Source organism: Arthrobacter ginsengisoli (genome assembly GCF_031456935.1).
Taxonomy (GTDB): domain Bacteria; phylum Actinomycetota; class Actinomycetes; order Actinomycetales; family Micrococcaceae; genus Arthrobacter; species Arthrobacter ginsengisoli.
Genome location: NZ_JAVDVQ010000005.1, coordinates 122,598 through 144,056 on the forward strand (window position 1 = coordinate 122,598; position 21,459 = coordinate 144,056).

Below are 21,459 nucleotides of genomic sequence, written 5' to 3' on the forward strand. Positions count from 1 at the left end.
TCAGAAGCCGGAACAGCACGCGAGAAACGGGGAGGTGGAGACGATGACTGCGGAATTCCTGCGCGCCCAGGGCGCCACCATCAGCCAAACCATCTCTCCTGCCCCGGCCACCCGCACCCACTAGCCTTTCAGCTGCCGGCTTCCACCGGCAGAGCGGCACGTGCCCCGGGGCCCCATCAAAGGGTTTTCGTTGACTGCTACTTCTGCACATCCAGCTGCGTCCACGGGCGCGTCCGGCGTCCCACTCACCACCACCGCCAACAACCTTCCCGCCGGTCCGGCGGACTACGGCTTCACCGACGCCGTCGCCGAACACTTCGCGGCCCACCCCCAGCCGGGCGGCACCGGCGCGGGCCGGATCGTCCGCGTGGACCGCAACCTGGTCCTGGTCGCCGCCCACAACATGATCCTCCATCTGCCCTACCCCGGCAGCGGGGAGCTGCCCGCCACCGGGGACTGGGTCTGGCTCGGATCCACTGCCGCTGGGGAGCCCGCCATCGCGGGCATCTTGCCGCGGCACTCGGAACTGAGCCGCAAACGCGCCTTTGAAGCCTCTTCGGAGTCGCAGGTCCTCGCCGCAAACGTGGACATCGTCGGCATCGTGGTGCCCGTGGACCGGCCACTCACCCACAACCGGCTCGAACGCACCCTCGTCGCGGCCTGGGACTCGGGCGCCTCTCCGCTTGTCATCATCACCAAGGCGGACCTCGCCGATCTGGCGGACGACGTCGTCGGCACGGTGATGCGCCAGGCCGGCGGCGTCGCGGTGGTCACCACCTCCGCGGAACAGGGCGACGGTCTCGACGAACTGCTGGGCCATCTGCCGCCCGGCGGCACGCTCGTGCTGCTGGGTCCCTCGGGGTCCGGCAAATCAACCCTCATCAACGCACTCGCCGGCATCGAGGTCCAGGAAACCGGGGCAGTCCGGGCCGGCGACGGAAAGGGCAAACACACCACCACCTCCCGGGAGCTCGTGCCTCTGCCGGGCGGTGCCGTGCTGACGGACACCCCCGGGGTGCGCGGCTTCGGCCTGTTCGACGCCGACGGCGGGATGACCGAGATGTTCGGCGATCTTGAGGAACTCTTCCGGCAGTGCCGGTTCTCCGACTGCGCCCACGGCCGCGAGCCCGGCTGCGCCGTGCAGGCCGCACTCCTGGACGGATCCCTCGATGACCGGCGCTGGGCGAGCTACTTGAAACTCCAGCGTGAACTCGCTGCCCTGGCGCGACGGCACGATGCTGCCGCCCGCCGCGCCTACGCACGGGAGTGGCACCAGAAGATATCGGCCGGCGGCAAGAGCCAGCGCGCTGCCGAACGGGACAGCCACGAGGCTGCTGCCAACCATGGTGCGAAGGGCGGCGGCCGGAAGGGCCGGGGCAGGCCCAAAGGGGGCGCCGGCGGACCGGCCGATCGGGCGGCGGAATGCTAATAAGCAACGCGGGGTCAGTTGCGGCCCATTCCGCCCCCGCCGGAATGGGCGCGAAATGACCCCGCGTTGCATGTCCAGGTCCGCCGCGGGGCGGTGGACGGGTGCTGCGGGGAAAGTTTTCCGCGCGGCACCCATCCAAAATCGCCGGCCCTGCGAATCAGTACGTCAGCCACAGCGCCCCCGGCGATATCCCTGACATTGTCAGCCGCGCTGGTTAGGCTGAGTTTTACGTGCTTTACAGTCAAAAATCAGCGTGTCTATGATCAGTTGGCTGGACCGTCCGTTGTTGCCGCCAACAGTTAGGTAAGCCCCGGAGATGGCTGAAGCCATGATCGAGTTCCAGAGCGTCACCAAGCAGTACCAGAGCGGGCAGGCTGCCGTAGACGACCTGACCATGTCCATCGACAAGGGCGCCATCACGGTTTTCGTCGGCCCCTCGGGCTGCGGCAAGACCACCTCGCTGCGGATGATCAACCGCATGGTCGAGCCGACTTCCGGGACTATCACCGTCGGCGGGCAGGAGGTCACCTCAGTGCCGGCCGCGACACTGCGCCGGTCCATGGGCTACGTGATGCAGTCCTCCGGGTTGATGCCGCACCGTTCCGTGCTGGACAACATCGCCACCGTGCCGCGGCTGAACGGCGTGCCCAAAGCGGAGGCGCGGAAGCGTGCGCAGGAACTGCTCGACGTCGTCGGGCTGGCCTCAGCGCTCGGCAAACGGTACCCCTCACAGTTGTCCGGAGGCCAGCAGCAGCGCGTGGGAGTGGCCCGGGCGCTCGCCGCAGACCCACCCGTGCTGCTGATGGACGAGCCCTTCAGCGCCGTGGACCCCGTGGTCCGCGACGAACTCCAGCAGGAACTCCTCCGGCTCCAGCGGGACCTGGCCAAGACCATCGTCTTCGTCACCCACGACATTGACGAGGCCACCGTCCTGGGGGACAAGGTGGCAGTCTTCGGCCTCGGCGGCAAACTGGCGCAGTACGCCGCCCCCGAGGAAATCCTGCGAGCCCCGGCCAACGACTTTGTGGCGTCCTTCGTGGGCCGGGACCGCGGCTTCCGGCACCTCGGCTTCAGCCCGTCCGACGGCATCACCGTGCACCGGGCCCGGACCATCACGCCCGCTGAACTGGAACATGACGGCAACGCCGCGGGCGAGTGGCAGCTGGTGGTCGACGATGACCTTCGCCCGCTCGGCTGGTCGGGCCCGGGCAAGGGCCCCGCGACGGTTCCCGGCGGATCCCTCTTCCGGAAGGGCGACACACTCCGCCGCGCCCTCGACGCGGCGCTCTCCTCGCCCTCCGGTTTCGGCGTCGCCGTGGACGCGGACGGCCGGGTGGCCGGCGTCATCACCGCCGGGGAAGTCCTCGCCGTGATCGAGTCGGACCGCCGGGTCCGCCAGGGCGTGCTCTGATGGAGTGGTTCCTGGCCAACAGCGCGGAGGTCTTCAGCCTCGCCGGCCAGCACCTTGCCCTGGCCATCCTGCCGATGGTGTTCGGGGTCCTGATCGCCGTCCCGCTGGCCCAGGTCGCCCGGCAGAGCAGAGGCCTGCGGTCGGTGGTCCTGACCGGTTCCTCGCTGCTCTATACGATCCCGTCGCTGGCGCTGTTCATCATCCTGCCGACCATCCTGGGAACCCGGATCCTCGATCCCGTCAACGTGGTCGTGGCGCTGACGATCTACGCCGTCGCCCTCCTGGTGCGCGCCACCCTGGACGCCTTTGACTCGGTGGACGAGGACCTCCGGCAGGCCGCCGTCGCCATGGGGTTCAAGCCGTTGGCACGCTTCCTGCAGATCGATCTGCCGCTGTCCCTGCCGGTACTTTTCGCCGGCCTGCGGGTGGTCTCGGTCAGCAACATCTCGCTCGTCAGCGTCGCGGCCCTGCTCGGCATCGGCAACCTCGGAATGCTCTTCACCTCGGGCCTGCAGCGTGATTTCGTCACCGAAGTGGTGGTGGGCATCATCGCCATCCTCATCCTCGCGCTGCTGATGGACGCCGTGCTGGTCCTGCTCGAGCGGCTGCTGACCCCCTGGACCCGCGCAGCGACCACCGGCGCCGGCACCGATTCCGGCGCCGGTCAGGCCAGGACCGGTCCTGCAGCCGCCGCGCTGCGGCTTTCCGACGCGCAGACAACCGGCGGTGGCTCATGAGCAACGTTGTCACCGACACCTTCGCCTGGCTCGCCAATCCGGAACAATGGTCCGGCAGTGACGGCATCCCGGCCCGGCTGGCCGAGCACCTGCTGTACACGGGCCTGGTCATGCTGATCGCCACCGCCATCGCCGTCCCGATTGGCCTGTACGTGGGGCACACCGGCCGCGGGCGGGTAGCCGCCGTGGCCGTCGCCGGTGCCCTTCGGGCCCTTCCCACCCTGGGGCTGCTCACGCTTTTCGTCCTGCTCGCCGGCATCGGACTGATGCCGCCGATCTGGGCCCTCGTGATCCTGACCGTCCCCCCGCTGCTGGCTGGCACCTACGCCGGCATCGCCAGCGTGGACCGGAACGTCGTCGACGCTGCGCGGGCCATGGGCATGACTGAACTGCAGGTGCTCTTCCGAGCCGAGTTCCCCAATGCGCTGCCCGTCATGTTCGGCGGGTTCCGGACCGGAGTGCTCCAGGCCATCGCCACAGTCTCGGTGGTGGCGTACATCAACCTCGGCGGCCTCGGCAGATACCTGTTCGACGGGCTCGTGCTGTCCGACTTCCCCCAGATGCTGGGCGGGTCCCTGCTGATCGCCGGACTGGCCATCACCGTCGACCTTGTCCTGGCCCTCATCCAGAGGCTCTTCCTGTCCCAGGGAGCCTCTTCCCAGCCAAACCGGAGCCAGCAGGCTGCGGTTGATCTCACAGACCCCGTAACCGCGGGGACTGTTGTTCAAGGAGGTACGTCATGAAGGAAACCCGCCAACGAGCATTCGGCAGACGCGCATTCGGCGGCCTGGCCGCCGGCGTCGGCCTGGCCATGGCACTGTCCGCCTGCGGAGGCTCATCCGATCCGCTCTCCACCGCACCCGCGACGGGCGGAACCACCTCCGGTTCGGGCGCTGCCCTCGTGATCGGGTCGGCCGATTTCCCGGAGAGCCAGATCATCGCCGAGGTCTATGCCGGAGCACTCAACGGCGCCGGCGTGACGGCGAGCACCAAGCCCAACATCGGCTCACGCGAGGTCTACTTCAAGGCCGTGCAGGACGGATCGGTGGACGTCATCCCCGACTACAGCGGAAACCTGCTGCTGCACGTCAACAAGGACGCCACCGAGGTCTCGGCCGAGGACATCTATAAGGCACTGCCGGGCAAACTCCCGGAAGGACTGGCCGTGCTGGAGGCCTCCAAGGCCGAGGACAAGGACGCGATGGTGGTCACGAAAGCCACCGCGGAGAAGCACCAGCTGAAGTCGATCGAAGACATGGCGAAGGTCTGCAGCGAGTTCGTCGTCGGCGCCCCGGCGACGTTCGCCGAACGTGCCTACGGGCTGCCGGGCCTGGCGAAGAACTACAACTGCGTGCCCAAGAAGCTGGAGCCGTTCAGTGACGGCGGCGGCGCCGTGACGCTCAAGGCCCTGCTCTCCGACCAGGTCCAGGTGGCCGACATCTACACCACCACCCCGTCCATCGCGGACAACGATCTCGTGGTGCTCGAGGACCCGAAGAACAACTTCATCGCCCAGCAGGTCCTCCCGCTGTACAACACAGCCAAGATGACTGACAAGGCGAAGGAGACCCTGAACGCAGTGTCCAAGGTTCTCACCACCGAGGACCTGATCAACCTCAACCGGGCCGTCAGCGGCAGCCAGAAGCAGAACCCCAAGGACGCTGCAGCCGCGTGGCTCAAGGACAAGGGACTCGTCCAGTAAGGGGCGCCGCCCGCCCAAGCTGACACCGTCGGCGGCCGCCGGACTCCTCCGGTTCACGGGGAGCCCGGCGGCCGCCGACGGGCGTTTCCCGGCTGTGACGGCCGGACACCCCGTGAGCGAGATCTCAGCGGAAGTACATCCGCCATATGGCATATTTGATGAATGGCAGAATTCAAGCAGTCCACCAAGCTTCATAATGTCCTTTACGACATCCGTGGACCGATTCTTCAGGCCGCCCAGCAGATGGAGGCAGAGGGTCACCGCATCCTCAAACTGAACATCGGGAACCCGGCACCGTTCGGATTTGAAGCGCCGGACGCGATCCTGGTGGACATGATCCGCCACCTGCCGCATGCCCAGGGCTACAGCGATTCCCGCGGCATCTTCTCCGCCCGGACGGCCGTCTCGCAGTACTACCAGACCCGCGGCATCCAGAACATCCACGTCGACGACATCTATCTGGGCAACGGCGTCAGCGAGCTCATCACGATGTCCCTGATGGCGCTGCTCGACGACGGCGACGAGGTCCTGATCCCCACCCCGGACTACCCGCTCTGGACCGCCTCCGTTGCGCTGGCCGGCGGACGGCCCGTGCACTACCTGTGCGACGAGGACTCGGGCTGGCAACCGGACCTGGAGGACCTGGAGGCCAAGATCACCCCGCGCACCAAGGGCATCGTGGTGATCAACCCCAACAACCCGACCGGGGCCGTCTATCCCGAGGACACCCTCAAGAAGATCGTCGCCCTGGCCGAGAAGCACGGCCTGGTCCTCTTCGCCGACGAGATCTACGAGAAAATACTCTACGAGGACGCGGTCCACGTGAACGTGGCCAGCCTCACGGGCGACGCCGTCCTGTGCCTGACGTTCAGCGGCCTGTCCAAGGCCTACCGCGTCTGCGGATACCGGGCCGGGTGGATGGCCATTTCCGGGCCGAAGAAGGACGCAGCGGACTACCTCGAGGGCATCAACCTGCTCGCGAACATGCGCCTGTGCGCCAACGTCCCCGCCCAGCACGCAATCCAGACGGCGCTCGGCGGGTACCAGAGCATCAACGACCTGATCCTGCCGGGCGGGCGCCTGCTCGAGCAGCGAAACAAGGCCTACGACATGCTCAATGCCATTCCCGGGGTCAGTACCCAGCAGGCCCGGGGCGCCATGTACCTCTTCCCGAAGCTGGATCCCGAGGTTTACCGCATCCGCGACGACGAGAAGTTCGTCCTGGACCTGCTGCGTGAGCAGAAGATTCTCGTCTCCCACGGCCGGGCCTTCAACTGGGTCCGCCCGGACCATTTCCGGATGGTCACCCTGCCGTTGGTGAAGGACCTCGAAGAGGCAATCAACCGCATGGCGGACTTCCTGAGCCGGTACAAGGGGAACTAGCCTGAGCACAGCAGCGCGGCACGGACGGTTGTCCTGCCCTCCGAACGGAGGCTGCCTCGACAGGAAAGAGGCTTGCGATGGCAGACATCGTGAATTTCAAGGAGCGACCCTCTGAAACCCTGAAAGTGGGGGAAGGCTTCAACCTGAAGGACGCGGATCCGGATGCCACCCCGGGCTACAACGGAGACAAGAGCGACGGCGAGGTGCTGCTCGCCGAGCTGGACGACAACCTCGCCCTGCTACAGGAACAGCTGTTCGCCGAGTCCCGGTTGGGCGGCACCAAGCGCATCCTGCTGATCCTGCAGGCCATGGATACGGCCGGGAAGGGCGGGATCGTTTCCCACGTCATGGGCGCCATGAACCCTCAAGGGGTTCAAATGAAGTCCTTCAAGGCACCCACGCCGGAGGAGAAGTCGTACGACTTCCTCTGGCGAATCGAGAAGGAAGCGCCTGCGGCCGGAATGGTGGGGGTCTTTGACCGGTCCCACTACGAGGACGTGCTGATCCACCGGGTCCACCACTGGGCAGATCCGAAGGAGCTGGAGCGCCGGTATACCGCGATCAATGAATTCGAGTCCAGGCAGGCGGCCGCCGGCACGAAGATCGTCAAGGTCATGCTCCACATCAGCCGGGACGAGCAGAAGGAACGGCTGCTGGCACGCCTCGACGATCCGTCCAAACTGTGGAAGTACAGCAGCAACGACATCAAAGAACGAGCCTTCTGGAACGACTACATGGACGCCTACCAGAAAGCCTTCGAGAAGACGGCGACCGAGGCGGTCCCGTGGTACGTCGTACCGGCCAACAAGAAGTGGTACGCCCGGATCGCGGTCCAGCAGCTGATGCTGGACGCGCTGGAGGGCCTGCGGTTGCAGTGGCCGGTTCCGGACATTGACGTCGCGATGGAACGGGAACTGGTCGAGCGTTCCTGACCGACGGCGCCGGTCAGCCGTCCTGGGAGGACTGCTCGCGCGCCGCCGCCAGACGTTTGCGGGCACCTTCGAGCCACTGTTCGCAGTGTTTGGCCAGCGCCTCGCCGCGCTCCCAGAGCGCCAGTGACTCCTCGAGGCTTGCCCCGCCGGCCTCGAGCCTGCTGACGACGCCGACAAGCTGCTCACGGGCCGCCTCGTAGTTCAGGCCCTCGACGTCGGCGTTGGGCTTTGCTTCTGCTGTCATTGCTGCTGCTCCTTGCTGGTCCCGCAGGACGGATGGTTCGGGTGGGAGGTCTTGTCAGTCTTCGGCGGGTTCCTGGCCGCCGGTCGACTCCGCGGTGAACCGGCCACCGGCCACGCGGACGGACAGGGAGGTGCCCGACGGCGCCTGGTCAGGGTGCCGCACCACGTCCCGGCCGGTGCCGGGAACCGGGCCGCCGTCGGCAAGCTGGACCACGGCATAACCGCGGTCCAGGGTCTTTTGCGGCGAGAGCGCACGGACCTGGGCCTTGAGATGCACCAGTTGGTCGGCGGCCCGGGCGACGGCGGTGGTGACGGCTGCCTGTGAGCGGCCCTTGAGCCGTTCGACGTCGTCGTGACGGACGCTGACGATGACTTCGGGGGAAGCCAGGACGGGCCGGGAGCGCAGCGTGGCCAGGCGGTCCGATTCGCGTTCCACCAGACGGGTAACACCACGCCGGAGCTGGTCCCGGGCCTGCCGCACGCGCGCGAGCTCTTCCACAACGTCCGGGACGATCCGCTTGGCGGCGTCGGTCGGCGTGGAGGCACGCAGGTCCGCGACATCGTCAAGAATCGGCCGGTCCGCCTCGTGGCCGATCGCGCTCACCACCGGAGTGGCGGCGCCGGAGACCGCCCGGATGAGTTCCTCGCTGCTGAACGGCAGCAGATCCTCCAGGGCGCCGCCGCCGCGGGCGATCACGATCACGTCCACGTCGGGGTGCGCATCGAGCTCGCGCAGCGCGGCGATGACCTGCGCGACGGCGGTGTTGCCCTGGACGGCCACTTCACGGATTTCGAATTCGACGGCGGGCCAGCGCAGGGCCGCGTTTCGCAGCACATCCTTTTTGGCGTCGGAGTCGCGGCCGGTGATCAGGCCGATCCGGTGGGGGAGCAGGGGCAAGCGCTTCTTGCGGGCGTCGGAGAACAGCCCTTCAGCAGCCAGGGCGTGGCGCAGCCGTTCGATCCTGGCCAGCAGATCCCCGAGACCCACGGGCCGGATGTCCTTCACGGACATGTTCAGCCGGCCCGTCTTGAGCCAGAATTCCGCCTTGATCAGGGCCACGACCCGGGAGCCGCGCTCCAGCGGGGTTTCCTGCCGGTCCAGCACCTTCGTCCAGACCGAGGCGGGGAGGGAAATCTCCGCGTCGATGTCCCGCAACGTCAGGTAGGCGTTGGTTCCGCGCCGGTTCAATTCGATGACCTGGCCCTCGACCCACGCGGACGGCGCACGGTCGATGTGCATCTTGAGTTTCTGGGACAGCAGCTGCAGCGGCCAGGGGTTGTCCGGGCTGGTTTCCGCCGCCGTGCCCGGAACCGTGGTGGCTGCGGCGAGGCCCTCAGACATGCCGGTGCCCCGGGGCGGAGATTGCCTTGTGCATATGGTTGGTGTCCTTTGCCGGGGGCTGTCAGCCTGGGCCCCCGGCGCTTACGCGTCAGGAGGGGCGGCGGGCCGACAACCCGAACTTGTCGGTTTCAACTCTATCCATAGCTCTATCATCGGGGGCCGACTTTATCGTTCCGCAGGCTGCCCCCGTAGGATGGCACTACCCATCAACCAACGAGGAATTTCGTGCGCACTTTTGTCTCGGCCGTAGCGGTACTCATCGGGCTTGTCCTGGCGGCGGTCGCCGTTCCTGCCATGTGGGTGGACCGGAACATTGTCCAGGAGGATGGCTTCGTGGCATTCACCGCCCCGCTGGGCAAGGACCCGGTGTTTCAGCAGCGGCTGGCGGCGGCCGCCGTCGGGAGTCTCGGCGCCGAGCGGATCCCCGCAGCGCTGACCGGACTGGTCACGCCCATCCTGGAGAGCGCGGCCCGGTCCCTGACGACCATGCCCGGCTACCCCGATGCCTGGACCGAAACCCTGCGCAAGAGCCACCGGCTGAATTTCGCCGCCCCCGGGACGCTGCCGGCCGAGGCCGAGAGCGCCACCTCGCTCACGCTGGACCTTGCGCCCCTCATCGCCCTCGTGGCGAAGCAAGTGGCGGATGCCACCACCCTGCCGCTGGAGGCCCCCGACCAGCTGCTGATCACGCTGGGACAGCCCGAGCACCGGCAGATCCTCGACCGGGTGTCCGCCTTTGCGCCGATGGGCTACGCCCTGGCCGCCGGCGCCCTCATCGCCTTCGCACTTGCCTTCGTCGCCGCCCGGCGGCGTTGGGCCGTCCTGGCCGGTATCGGACTCGGAGTCCTGGTGCTGGCCGGCGGCTGGACGCTGGCCGCAGACGCTGCCGGGGGTGCCGTGACGCGTACCCGCAGCGGCAACGAAGTGGCGGAGATCTTCAAGAGCGAGTTCGTCGCGGCCGCCAGCGCAAGTTTCGCGCAGTGGATCCTGGTGGCCGCCGTGGTTGGCGGCGTGCTGCTGGCAGCCGGACTCGTGCTGCGCCTCGTCGGCGGGCGCCGCCGTGTGCCTGCGGCCGGGTCACGGTAGCAGCCCGTTCAACACCGGTAGCATTGGGGGATGACCTCCACTGCTGTTTCCATTCCGATGCCCACCGTTCCCCGCCGGCGGCGTACGCCGGCGGAAGTGCTGGCGGCGGCCGCTGTCTCCGGCCCGAAACGGGTCCTGCTCGCAGCCCCGCGCGGTTACTGCGCCGGCGTCGACCGTGCGGTCATTGCGGTGGAAAAAGCCCTGGAGCACTACGGTCCGCCGGTCTACGTCCGCAAACAGATCGTCCACAACGTGCATGTTGTCAGCTCGCTGGAGGAAAAGGGCGCCATCTTCGTGGACGAGACCGACGAGGTCCCCGAGGGTGCCCTGGTGATCTTCTCCGCGCACGGTGTCTCACCCGCCGTGGTGCAGTCCGCCGAGGACCGGGGGCTGCGGACCATCGACGCCACCTGCCCGCTGGTGACCAAGGTGCACAAGGAGGCGGTGCGCTTCGCGAAGGACGACTTCGACATCCTGCTGATCGGCCACGACGGCCACGAGGAAGTCGAGGGGACGGCCGGCGAGGCCCCCGAACACATCCAGATCATCAACGGCCCGCATGAGGTCGACAAGGTCACGGTCCGGGACCCGGAGAAGGTAATCTGGCTGTCCCAGACCACCCTCAGCGTCGACGAGACCATGGAAACGGTCCGGCTCCTCAAGGAACGGTTTCCGACCCTGCAGGATCCGCCCAGCGACGACATTTGCTACGCGACCACCAACCGCCAGGTGGCCATCAAGAAGATCTCGCCACAGGCCGACCTCGTGATTGTGGTCGGATCCGCCAACTCGTCGAACTCAGTCCGGCTCGTGGAAGTCGCGCTGGAGTACGGCGCGAAGGCCTCCTACCGCGTGGATTTCGCCAATGAGGTGGACGAATCCTGGTTCGAGGGTGTGGCCACGGTTGGTGTGACCTCGGGTGCCTCGGTCCCGGAAGTCCTGGTCAAGGACGTCCTGCGGCTGCTGGCCGACTACGGCTACGGTTCCGTGGAGGAGGTCGTCACGGCCGAGGAGGACCTGCTCTTCTCGCTGCCGAAGGAGCTCCGCGCCACGCTGAAGCAGGCCGGCGATGTCACCCGCGCCCTCGGGGGCCGCGGGGCACGCCCCGCGCAGAGTTCCTAGGCACCCTCGCGGGGCCGATATTTAGGCCGCGGACTCCCTGTCCTCTCCGGCTGCATCGTCTTCGGCAGAATCATTCAGGGACCCGTCCGCTGCCCGGCGGCCGGGCCCGATCGCCGTGCCGTGCCCGGGCTGGAGCTCCGGGGCTGCAACGGAACGCGGCGTGACCTCCACGGCCGCCGGCGTGGCCAGCCCGGCCGCATCCAGGGAATTGAGCTTCCGTGCGGTCGGCAGCACCCGGGCCTCCAGCGTTCCCACCATGGAGTTGTAGCGGTCCACCGACGTCTTGAGCGAGGTGCCGAGCTTGCTGACGTTCTCACCGAGGGTCCCCATCCGCTCATAGAGCTGGTGGGCAAGCTCGAAAAGCTCCCGTGCGCTGTCCGTCAGGACGTCCTGGCGCCAGGTGAAGGCCACAGACTTCAGGACCGCCAGCAGGGTCGAGGGGGAGGCCAGCACCACATTCCTGGACAGGGAGTAGTCCAGCAGCGCCGGGTCCGCGGCCAGGGCGGCCGCCAGAATCGACTCGGCCGGCAGGAAGCAGACCACAAGTTCCGGGGAGTTCCCCGGAATGTCCCAGTACTTCTTGCTGCTCAGCGCGTCCACATGCGCCTTTAGGGCCTTGGCATGGGCCAGCAGATGGGCCTGCTGCCCGACCGGGGACTGCGCGTGCAGCTGCCCGCCGGCGGACGCCCCCAGCTCCTGCGCCGCCAGGTAGGACGCGAGCGGTACCTTGGCGTCGACCACCAGCTGCTTCTGGCCGGGAAGCTGCACGACGAGGTCGGGCCGGACGCTGGTGTCCGCGGCACCGTGCTGCTGCCCGCTGTGCACCTGCTCGTGGAAATCGACGTGGCGCAGCATCCCAGCCGCCTCGACCACACGGCGCAACTGGACTTCGCCCCACTGGCCGCGGGCACTGTTGGACCGCAGCGCGGACTCCAGCGCATGGGTTGAGCGCAGCAGCTGTTCGTCGGACAGCCGGGCCTCCTGCAGCTGCTGGGCCAACTGCCCGTACTGCTCCAGCCGGTCGCGCTCCAGCAGCGACACCTGCTGCTGGACCGCTGTGAGCTTCTCCGCCACCGGCGCCAGGGCGCGCAGCACGCTGCCGTCCTGGTTCCGGGACTCGCCGAGTTCGCGGTTCTGGGTGGCGAGCAGCCGCCGCTCGGCGTCGGCCGCGGCGAACTGCGCGCTGACCTCCGACAGTCGGCCCGACACGGCGTCGAAGTCCTGCTCCACCGCGAGCGTGCGCCGACGGACCAGCAGATAGACCGCGGCGGCGCCGGCGACCGCGCCGATGAGCAGCATGAGAAGGGAAAGAATCAGTGCAAAAGCGTCCATGCCTTCACTCTGACATGCCCCTGCGACAGTTTCCGGCCGACGCCCGGCAGGCGTCGCACCCGGCGCCCGCCGGGCCGTCGCGGGGGACCCGCGCCGCAGCGGGTAGAATTAGTACTCGTGGCTCTTACTATTGGCATCGTCGGACTGCCCAACGTCGGCAAATCAACCCTTTTCAACGCACTGACCCGCAACCAGGTGCTCGCAGCGAACTATCCGTTCGCCACGATCGAGCCGAACGTCGGCGTCGTCAACCTGCCCGACCCGCGGCTCGCCAAGCTGGCCGCTGTCTTCGGATCGCAGCGGCTGCTGCCCGCGCCCGTGTCCTTCGTGGACATCGCCGGGATCGTCAAAGGTGCGTCTGAGGGCGAAGGGCTGGGCAACAAGTTCCTCGCCAACATCCGCGAGGCCGAGGCCATCGCCCAGGTGGTGCGCGTGTTCGATGACCCCGACGTCATCCACGTCGACGGCAAGGTGGATCCCCGCTCGGACATGGAGATCATCAACACCGAGCTGATCCTCGCTGACCTGCAGACCATCGAAAACGCCATCCCGCGGATCGAAAAAGAAGTCAAGATCAAGAAGCGGGAAGCCGCCGAACTGGCTGCCATCAAAGCAGCCCAGGCCGTGCTGGAACGTGGCGACACCATCTTCTCCTCGGTCAAGCGGGACAAGCTGGAGATGGAGCACCTCCGCGAGCTCAGCCTCCTGACCGCCAAGCCTGTCATCTACGTCTTCAATGCGGACGAAGGCATTCTGGGCAGCCCGGAGAAGCAGGAAGAACTGCGCGCCATGGTGGCCCCGGCCGATGCCATCTTCCTCGACGCCAAGCTCGAATCCGACCTCGTGGAGCTCGACGAGGAAGAGGCCCGCGAAATGCTGGAGATGAACGGCCAGGATGAGTCCGGACTTGATCAGCTGGCCCGCGTCGGCTTCCACACGCTCGGGCTGCAGACCTACCTGACCGCGGGCCCGAAAGAAACCCGGGCATGGACCATCCACCAGGGCGACACGGCCCCGCAGGCGGCCGGCGTGATCCACTCCGATTTCCAGCGCGGATTCATCAAGGCCGAAGTCGTCTCGTTCGAGGATCTGATCGAAGCCGGGTCCATGGCGGAGGCGAAGTCCCGCGGCAAGGTCCGGATCGAGGGCAAGGAATACATTATGGCCGACGGCGACGTTGTGGAGTTCCGCTTCAACGTGTAGTTCCTGAGCTTCTGAGACCGTGGCGATAGCCGCCAAGAACACGTGTTCTTGGCGGCTATCGCTTTTGCGACCGCCCGCCTAGTCCACATGTTGCCGCCGGCGTCGGACCGGATCGGACTCGTCCTCACGTGCCGGTGGGCAACTTCCTGGTTGTGGCCACCGGTCTTCGACGTGTCGGCGCAGCCCAGCGGGGCAGCACTCAGCCCTGTCGCGGCAGCCGCCACCGGCGTAGGCTTCGGCTGTGCCGGCTCTGTCCGTGGGACCCGTCCGCCCGGCCGGCAGTCGCCTATGAAGGAGTCCGCCATGACTGTTCTGGTCCAAAACCTTGTACCCGGCCTGACCCGGGAACAATACGAAGGCATCGCTGCGGCCCTCAGGGACAAGCTCGTGGCCACCCCCGGATTCAATGCCCATTACGCCTATGAAAGCGAAGGCGGAATGACCGTTGTGGAAATTTGGGAGGCAGCGGCGCAGCACGACGCCTGGTTCGACAACAACGTCAGGCCAAACCTGCCCGTGGAGATCACCCCGGTGAAGCACGAGCTGGCAAACAAGGTGACAGCCTAGGGCGCCCGTTGGGTCAACTCGTACCGGCGAGCATTCGGGCCGGTCATGGTCTCCTGCGTGGGGAAATCAACCTGGCCCGGAGTTCGATGGCGTGGAACCTAACTTCCGGTGGCTTCGGCGGCTTGGCGTTCTGCCACGAAGGGCCCGAGCAGCGTCTTGAGGTGGGAGTGGACTTGGCCCGGCGTTTGGCCGGATTCGAGCATGCGGGTGCCGGCGTGGACGACGGAGTTGATCATTTCGGCCAGTGATTCGGGATCGGGAACCCCGAGTTCTGTGAGCGTCTCGATGAGCGGTTCCTGGAGCTGGCGGTGCATCCGGGTGGCTTGCTCGTCGAGTTCGGCACCGGGGGCCAATGCCGCCAAGGCTGCCCCGAAAGGTACAAATCCCGCGCCGCCGGCCTGGGCTCGGAACTGGACGGAGTGCGATGGGGCTGAGGGTGCGACGGTGCGCCGGCAGCCCTTGTTCCCGCAACAGTCGCTTGGAGCCTGCCTCGGTCTTCATCCTTCGATCCGCCGTGATGATGGGGTCCTCCTGAAGGAACGTGGTGGAGTCCCGATTCAACGTGTAGTTCCTGGCCTTCCTGAGACCTTGCGATGGCCGCTAAGAACACATGTTCATGGCGGCCATGCGCTTTCTGCGACCGGTTGCCAAGTCAAAATGATGATGCCGCCAGCACTTTGTCGCGCAAGGAATGACTGGCCAATGTTCGAGTGACAGAACCATGGGCCTGACTGCTGGAACCGGACATGGGGAAGATCGTCTGGGCGAGCCGAACCACCATGTATCGGTACCCGAGAATCTTCGAAGCGTCGATGTCGACGCTTCCGCGCAGCACGGCTGGAACGAGGGCGACGAGATCCGCTTCCTCGGCCCGAACGACGACGCCACGGCGAGCGGTCTCTTCGGCACCATCGTCGAGAATTGGCCCCACGAGTTGGTGTCGATCCGCTATCTCGGCGATATCCAGAACGACGTCGAGAACCGCGAAGGGCCCGCCGTCGGGCTGCACGATAGCTACTCGTTCAGCGAGACCGACGGGGTGACGACTCTCGTCGTCGAGCTCGAGGTGCCCGACGAGTGGGCCGACGACATGCGCGGCATGTGGTTGGAGGCGATCGTCACGATCAAACGGCTGGCAGAGCGGGCCTAGGTCGACGAAATCCTGACGGGCCCACGCACACATCGCCGACTCGACCCCCGCCCGGCGCGTGTTCCCGAGACGAATCCGGCGTTCCGAGGTTCGCTACGCAAACGTCTCGTCTCGGGGTCTGTCGTGGTGAAGCAGAGGTTATTCGGCGACGGAACGTGGTGGAGTTCCGCTTCAACGTGTGACGGCATTATGAATTCATCAAGTAATTAAGGATTAACTGGAGAGGCCCCGATTGCAGAGTCGGGGCTTTTCTGTGCCCAAAAACATTAGCGTGGGGCGGGCTGGGCGTCAATAGTCGCGGCGGAAATCGACCGGGGAGCATTCGTCGATTGTTGCAGCTCTGTAACGAACTTTACGGCTGGTCAACTTTCCGTACCGTACGCTGATTTTGGGGTTTACGCTTCATCCCATGTGAGACGGGCCACACTGCCGCTGGGGGAGTGTGGACGTCTGCCCGGCGCCTACGGCCTCGGTCTCATCCACACACAGATACAAGGAGGCGGAATGCGATTCGGTCGTATTTCCAAAGCAGTGGGCGTGGCAGCAGCAGCTGCCCTCGCCCTCAGCGCCTGTGCAGGCAACGGCGGCGGGACAACCCCGACCACTGCTGCGGCAGGAGGGCAACAAGGCGGCTCTGTCGCCGTTGCCGAAACGAACGGTTTCAGTAGCTTCAACCCGGGGACCGCTGACGGCAACTCAGACGTCAACGGACACATCGGCTACGCCACCCACTCGAGCTTCATCTACATCGACGACAAACTGAACATCGTCAGAAACGAAAAGTTCGGCAAGTACGAGAAGCTCTCGGACAATCCGCTGACGGTCAAATACACAGTCAACGAGGGCGTCAAATGGTCCGACGGGACGCAGGTGAGCGCCGCCGATCTACTGCTTTCCTGGGCATCGGGCTCCGGATACTACGATGATGCCGAGGCCAAGACCGGCACCACCTACTTCAAGACAGCGGCCGACACGTCCGGACTGAACCTGACGGACTTCCCCGAGCTGGGATCCGATGGGCGGAGCCTGACGCTCAAGTATTCCAAGCCCTTTGCGGACTGGGAACTGGCGTACAGCTTCCCCGGTAACGGCGGCGTTGACATCCCCGCCCATGTGGTTGCAAAACAGGCCGGCTTGAAGGATGCACAGGCACTGGTCGATCTGCTCAAAGGCATCAAGCGCGGAGACAGCACGTCACCGCAGCCTGCCAACGCCGAACTGATGGCTGTGGCTGATTTCTGGAGCACCGGGTTTGAGTCGAAGACGCTGCCGAGTGATCCCAACCTGTACCTCTCAAATGGTCCTTACATCATCAAGTCGGTGGTCCCGGAACAGTCCGTGACTTTGGTCCGCAACAAGGACTACAACTGGGGCCCGACCCCCAAGCTGGACGAGATCGTCGTCCGGACAATCGGTGCAGCGCCGGCACAGGTGCAGGCCCTCAAGAACGGCGAAGTGGACATCATCAACCCGCAGGCGTCGGCCGACACTGTGGACCAGCTCAAGGCGCTCAGCGGTGTCAATCTGCTCGTGGGCAACCAGCTCTCTTACGATCACCTTGACCTGAACTTCTCTGGCCCGTTGGCAGAGCAGAGCGTCCGCGAAGCTTTCCTGAAGACGGTGCCCCGCAAGGACATCGTGGACAAAATTATCAAGAAGATCGATCCGGAGGCCAAGCCGCTCGATTCGCAGATCTTTGTGCCGGCCCAGGCTGCTTACGCTGACTCTGCTGCAAAGAACGGATCGTCGCTGTACCAGGATGTCGACATCGACGGCGCCAAGAAGCTCCTCAACGGCGCCACCCCGGAGATCCGCATCATGTACAACAAGGACAACCCGAACCGGGTCGACGCCTACTCACTGATCCGCGAGTCCGCCACCAAAGCCGGTTTCAAGATCGTCGACGGCGGTCTGGGGAAAGCGGACTGGAGCTCGAGCCTGGGCGACGGATCCTACGACGCCACGATCTTCGGCTGGATCAACTCGGGTGTCGGGGTCTCAGGAACTCCTCAGATCTTCAAGACCGGGGGTGGATCGAATTTCAACGTCTTCTCCGACTCTGATGCGGACAAGGCGATGGACGAGCTGATCGTTACGACGGACAAAGCCAAGCAGGATGAACTTCAGACGAAGATCGATGCGAGCATCTGGCAGTCCGCCTACGGTGTTCCGCTGTTCCAGTCGCCGGATGTGAAGGCATCCTCTGACCAGATCAGCGGCGTGACCGCCATGCCGAACCAGACGGGCGTGTGGTGGAATGTCTGGGATTGGTCGCGGAAGTGATCCGACGCTGAGCGAGCGCATCGCCTAGCGGGGGCGCCGGGGCCGAGAACCATGGCCCCGGCGCCTTTCGACTATCCCACCGGTACCTTGCCGGCTCCCAGGCGTCCAGAAGACCCCCGGGCCCGGCGTGATTCTGCAATGGGCCCGGATTGATCCCGGACCTGGATCCTGAGGCTTATTCACAATGGTGACCTATATCGTCAGGCGGCTCGTCACGGCCGCGCTCATACTTCTGGGAGCATCCTTCCTCGTCTATCTCCTGACAGCGTCGTCAGGTGACCCGCTGGCCGATTTGCGGGCGAGCAACGCCCCCAACAAACAACAGCTGATGGATGCGCGCACTGAACTGCTGGACCTCGACACCCCTGCACCCGTGCGGTATTTCAAATGGCTTGGCGGGGCCGCGCAGTGCCTCATTCCGTTCGCCAATTCCTGTGATCTCGGGGAGAGCGTTTCCGGCCAGCCGATCACCGAAGCGCTGGGAATCGCGCTGGTGCAGACGCTGACCCTGGTCACTGGCGCAACCATCCTCGCCATCCTGATCGGCATCACGCTGGGCATCGTCACGGCCCTGCGCCAGTACAGCGCCTTGGACTACGGCGTCACGTTCATGGCGTTCCTTTTCTTCTCGCTGCCGATCTTCTGGGTCGCGGTGCTCCTGAAGGAGTACGGCGCCATCGGCTTCAACGATTTCCTGCGGAACCCGGAAATACCCATCCCCGTGGCGCTGGGAATCGGCGCCATCGCAGGCCTGGTGGTCGCGGTCGCGGTAGGAGGCGAGCTCAGGCGACGCCTCATTACCGGCGGAACGGTATTTGCCGCCGTCACGGTCGTACTGATCTACTTTTCGATCACCCAGTGGTTCAGGAACCCGGGTCTCGGACCTGTGGTGATTGCCATCGCCGGTGTCGGCCTCGCGTTCGCGGTGACGGTGCTCGTCGCTGGCCTGAAGAACCGCCGGGCCCTGCAGTCATCGCTCATCGTGGTGGGCATCGGCGTCGTGGCCTACTTCGCCGTGCAGCCACTGCTCAACCAGGCCACGGCCCTTATGATCGCGCTGCTGGCGGTCGCCACTGTAGGGGTGGGGATCGCCGTCGGGTATTTCATGGGCGGCTACGATCGGGGGCAGTCGATGCGCGCGGCGGGGATCACCGCCTTCCTCGTCGGCGGCATGGTGGTGATGGACCGCTTCATGCAGGCCTGGCCGTCGTATTTCAGCAACAGCCGCGTCCGCGGGCGGCCGATTGCCACTATCGGCGCCGGCACCCCGAATATCGAGGGCGATTTCTGGGTGCTGGGAACTGACACATTTACCCACCTGATCCTGCCGACTGTGGCCCTCATCCTCGTGTCACTGGCAAGCTACACACGCTTCACACGTTCATCGATGCTGGAAATCATGAACATGGACTACATCCGCACCGCACGGGCCAAGGGTCTCTCGGAACGGTCGGTCGTCATGGGCCATGCGTTCCGGAACGCGCTGATCCCGATCGCCACCATTGTCGCGTTCGATATCGGTGCGCTGATCGGCGGCGCGGTCATCACGGAGAGCGTGTTCTCGGTCCGGGGCATGGGCTTCCTGTTCCTGGATGGCATCACCCACATCGACCCGAACCCGGTCATGGGCGTCTTCCTGTGCGTCGCCGTCACCGCCATGGTCTTCAACCTGATTGCGGACCTTGCGTACTCCGCACTCGACCCGCGCGTAAGGATCAAAGCATGAGCCAGCCAACCCAGGAGGAAGAGATCGTGGCGAACCGTGCGCTGCGTGACGCGGGCACGGGGGCGGCTGAGCCGGAATCGGCAGGGCTCAGCCAGGGCCAGATTGTCCGCAAACGGTTCTTCGGCCACACCGGTGCGCTGATCGGCCTGGCCGTGTTCGCACTGATTTTCATCATGGCCTTCACCTCAGTCGGTTTTGCCGGCATCCCCGGGTGGTGGAAGTACAACCATCTGGACGTCTCACCGCTCGTGAACGACGGCGCCCCGACGGCGGGGCTGTTGCCTCCGGCGTGGGGCGAACACCCCTTCGGCCAGGACCGGATCGGCCGTGACCTGTTCGCGATGACCATGCGCGGGGCGCAGCAGTCGATCACCATCATGGTCCTGATAGGCGCCATCGCCGGCATCCTCGGGGCCGTGATCGGCGGCCTGGCGGGGTACTTCCGTGGCTGGGTGGAAGCAGTGCTGATGCGCATCACCGACGTCATCATCATCGTCCCCGTTCTGCTCCTGGCGGCTGTTGTGGCACAGATCGCCGGGCGCCGGGATGAAGGCAGCTGGTTTTCCGGGTTCGCCAACTCCAACGGGATACTCGTGCTGGGCGTCTTCCTGGGCCTCGTCAGCTGGGTCGGCCTGGCGCGGTTGGTCCGCGGCGAGTTCCTGACCCTGCGCGAACGCGAGTTCGTTGACGCCGCCAGGATCTCCGGCGCGTCCAACGCCAGGATCATTTTCAAACACATCCTGCCCAACGCCGTAGGCGTGCTCATCGTGAACGTCACGCTGACCATGTCCGCCGCGATCCTCCTGGAGACCGCACTGAGCTACCTCGGCGTCGGCGTGAAATCGCCCGACACCTCCCTGGGCCTGCTGATCTCGCAGAACCAGGAGGCCTTCGCCACCCGGCCGTGGCTGTTCTGGTTCCCCGGCCTGTTCATCGTGCTGATCTGCCTGAGCATCAACTTCATCGGCGACGGCCTGCGGGACGCGTTCGATCCGCGGCAGAAGAAATTCAACGCCAAAAAAGCCAAGGACACCGGCGGGCATCCCGTCGAAGCGTCACCCATCACCGCGTTCGACGGAACCAAGGACGACTAGATGCCTGCCCCCCGCAGTGCCTGTGCGGCCGAGCTACCGGGCGGCGATCGTCCAGATGCTGGCCGCCAGCAACAGTACGACGGCGCCGGCCGCCGCCCAGCGGTAGCTCACTTTCACCGCCGTGGTGGCCGCATCGCCTGCCGCGAGCGCACCGCTTTCCACCAGTTCATGCCAGCGCGCCCGCACGAGCCGGGCGGCCTGGCCGGAGTCCGTGGTCTTGAGATCCCCCGGCCGCACGGACCTGCCGGGACCATAGGTTGTTGCCGGCAGTCCCCGGAGGTCGTCCGGCTGGGCATGGCGCCCGCCCCAGATTCCGGGCGCCGGCGCGGCCCAGGCCGCGTAGCTCTTGTGGGCCGTGACCAGGGTGAGGGCAAAGCGGGTATCGACATGCACCAGCGCTTCCCAGGGCACCAGGACGGACCGGAACGGGTTCTCCAGGGTGACGCCGCCGTCATGCACCACGACGGAGGGCATCCAGAACAGCTGCCAGCCAAGGAACGCGATGAGCAGCAGCGGTGCTATTCCGGCCAGCGCCCCGGGTCCGGCACTGATCACCGTGACCACGATGCCCAGCGCGGCAACCGACCAGGACAGCCAGGCGAACCAGGCGTTCGCCCGGGCCTTGAAGACTTCAACGGTACCGGCATGCGGCGCAGAGCTCATGCCCTTAATAATTCAGTATTCCGAGCCGCAGCACTAATCCCCGGTGGACCGGCG

General features: G+C 65.9%; 20 protein-coding genes. 15 read left to right on the top strand and 5 right to left on the bottom strand.

Features of this window, described 5'->3' with window-relative positions; all coding sequences use genetic code 11:
- Window positions 1-190: 190 nt before the first annotated feature.
- The 7 genes from rsgA to J2X01_RS07860 all read left to right on the top strand — a co-directional run bounded on the left by rsgA (window position 191) and on the right by J2X01_RS07860 (window position 7,594).
- Window positions 191-1,429, top strand: coding sequence for a ribosome small subunit-dependent GTPase A (gene rsgA / locus J2X01_RS07830; RefSeq protein WP_310055250.1), 1,239 nt, complete (start codon window positions 191-193; stop codon window positions 1,427-1,429).
- Between the two features lie 316 nt (window positions 1,430-1,745).
- Window positions 1,746-2,840, top strand: a complete 1,095-nt coding sequence (locus J2X01_RS07835; protein ID WP_310055253.1) for an ABC transporter ATP-binding protein — start codon at window positions 1,746-1,748, stop codon at window positions 2,838-2,840.
- Window positions 2,840-3,577, top strand: coding sequence for an ABC transporter permease (locus J2X01_RS07840; RefSeq protein WP_310055256.1), 738 nt, complete (start codon window positions 2,840-2,842; stop codon window positions 3,575-3,577). The genes J2X01_RS07835 and J2X01_RS07840 overlap by 1 nt, the downstream gene beginning before the upstream one ends.
- Complete coding sequence (locus J2X01_RS07845; RefSeq protein WP_310055259.1) at window positions 3,574-4,320, top strand: ABC transporter permease; 747 nt, start codon at window positions 3,574-3,576, stop codon at window positions 4,318-4,320. Before J2X01_RS07840 ends, J2X01_RS07845 begins: the two co-directional genes overlap by 4 nt.
- Window positions 4,317-5,279, top strand: coding sequence for an ABC transporter substrate-binding protein (locus J2X01_RS07850; RefSeq protein WP_310055262.1), 963 nt, complete (start codon window positions 4,317-4,319; stop codon window positions 5,277-5,279). Before J2X01_RS07845 ends, J2X01_RS07850 begins: the two co-directional genes overlap by 4 nt.
- Window positions 5,280-5,441: 162 nt before the next feature.
- Window positions 5,442-6,662, top strand: coding sequence for a pyridoxal phosphate-dependent aminotransferase (locus J2X01_RS07855; protein WP_310055265.1), 1,221 nt, complete (start codon window positions 5,442-5,444; stop codon window positions 6,660-6,662).
- Window positions 6,663-6,739: 77 nt separating this feature from the next.
- Window positions 6,740-7,594 carry a polyphosphate kinase 2 family protein gene (locus J2X01_RS07860; RefSeq protein WP_310055268.1) on the top strand — a complete coding sequence of 285 codons (855 nt, stop codon included), beginning with the start codon at window positions 6,740-6,742 and terminating at the stop codon, window positions 7,592-7,594.
- A gap of 13 nt (window positions 7,595-7,607) precedes the next feature.
- Here the strand turns inward: J2X01_RS07860 and J2X01_RS07865 are convergent, their stop codons facing one another.
- On the bottom strand, window positions 7,608-7,838 hold the full coding sequence (locus J2X01_RS07865; RefSeq protein ID WP_310055271.1) for an exodeoxyribonuclease VII small subunit: 231 nt from the start codon (window positions 7,836-7,838) through the stop codon (window positions 7,608-7,610).
- A 54-nt stretch (window positions 7,839-7,892) separates the two neighbouring features.
- Window positions 7,893-9,179, bottom strand: coding sequence for an exodeoxyribonuclease VII large subunit (xseA, locus tag J2X01_RS07870; protein ID WP_310055273.1), 1,287 nt, complete (start codon window positions 9,177-9,179; stop codon window positions 7,893-7,895).
- Window positions 9,180-9,404: 225 nt separating this feature from the next.
- Between xseA and J2X01_RS07875 the strand changes: the two genes are divergently transcribed.
- Window positions 9,405-10,265, top strand: a complete 861-nt coding sequence (locus J2X01_RS07875) for a hypothetical protein (protein WP_310055275.1) — start codon at window positions 9,405-9,407, stop codon at window positions 10,263-10,265.
- 30 nt (window positions 10,266-10,295) lie between these two features.
- A complete protein-coding gene (locus tag J2X01_RS07880) occupies window positions 10,296-11,387 on the top strand; it encodes a 4-hydroxy-3-methylbut-2-enyl diphosphate reductase (protein ID WP_310055278.1) in 1,092 nt (363 codons plus the stop codon).
- A 21-nt stretch (window positions 11,388-11,408) separates the two neighbouring features.
- On the opposite strand, the gene J2X01_RS07885 is transcribed toward J2X01_RS07880, so the two are convergent.
- Window positions 11,409-12,719, bottom strand: a complete 1,311-nt coding sequence (locus tag J2X01_RS07885; protein WP_310055280.1) for a DNA recombination protein RmuC — start codon at window positions 12,717-12,719, stop codon at window positions 11,409-11,411.
- 117 nt (window positions 12,720-12,836) lie between these two features.
- On the opposite strand from J2X01_RS07885, the gene ychF reads away from it, so the two are divergent.
- Together ychF and J2X01_RS07895 are read left to right on the top strand one after the other, a co-directional pair.
- Complete coding sequence (gene ychF / locus J2X01_RS07890) at window positions 12,837-13,922, top strand: redox-regulated ATPase YchF (RefSeq protein ID WP_310055283.1); 1,086 nt, start codon at window positions 12,837-12,839, stop codon at window positions 13,920-13,922.
- Window positions 13,923-14,225: 303 nt separating this feature from the next.
- Window positions 14,226-14,489 carry a hypothetical protein gene (locus J2X01_RS07895; RefSeq protein WP_310055286.1) on the top strand — a complete coding sequence of 88 codons (264 nt, stop codon included), beginning with the start codon at window positions 14,226-14,228 and terminating at the stop codon, window positions 14,487-14,489.
- Window positions 14,490-14,587: 98 nt separating this feature from the next.
- Here the strand turns inward: J2X01_RS07895 and J2X01_RS07900 are convergent, their stop codons facing one another.
- Window positions 14,588-14,851: a hypothetical protein gene (locus J2X01_RS07900; protein ID WP_310055289.1), complete on the bottom strand. Its 264-nt coding sequence runs from the start codon at window positions 14,849-14,851 to the stop codon at window positions 14,588-14,590.
- Between the two features lie 359 nt (window positions 14,852-15,210).
- Between J2X01_RS07900 and J2X01_RS07905 the strand changes: the two genes are divergently transcribed.
- The 4 genes from J2X01_RS07905 to J2X01_RS07920 all read left to right on the top strand — a co-directional run bounded on the left by J2X01_RS07905 (window position 15,211) and on the right by J2X01_RS07920 (window position 20,742).
- On the top strand, window positions 15,211-15,639 hold the full coding sequence (locus J2X01_RS07905) for a hypothetical protein (RefSeq protein WP_310055292.1): 429 nt from the start codon (window positions 15,211-15,213) through the stop codon (window positions 15,637-15,639).
- A gap of 504 nt (window positions 15,640-16,143) precedes the next feature.
- The gene (locus J2X01_RS07910; protein WP_374724949.1) at window positions 16,144-17,922 is read left to right on the top strand and encodes an ABC transporter family substrate-binding protein; all 1,779 of its coding nucleotides are present in this window, start codon (window positions 16,144-16,146) and stop codon (window positions 17,920-17,922) included.
- Between the two features lie 184 nt (window positions 17,923-18,106).
- Window positions 18,107-19,648 carry an ABC transporter permease gene (locus J2X01_RS07915; protein WP_310055298.1) on the top strand — a complete coding sequence of 514 codons (1,542 nt, stop codon included), beginning with the start codon at window positions 18,107-18,109 and terminating at the stop codon, window positions 19,646-19,648.
- Window positions 19,645-20,742, top strand: a complete 1,098-nt coding sequence (locus J2X01_RS07920; protein WP_310055300.1) for an ABC transporter permease — start codon at window positions 19,645-19,647, stop codon at window positions 20,740-20,742. Before J2X01_RS07915 ends, J2X01_RS07920 begins: the two co-directional genes overlap by 4 nt.
- A 33-nt stretch (window positions 20,743-20,775) precedes the next feature.
- Here J2X01_RS07920 and J2X01_RS07925 read toward each other — a convergent pair whose 3' ends face one another.
- Entirely contained in the window at window positions 20,776-21,405 is a 630-nt protein-coding gene (locus J2X01_RS07925; RefSeq protein ID WP_310055302.1) for a PH domain-containing protein, read from the bottom strand.
- Between the last annotated feature and the right edge of the window lie 54 nt (window positions 21,406-21,459).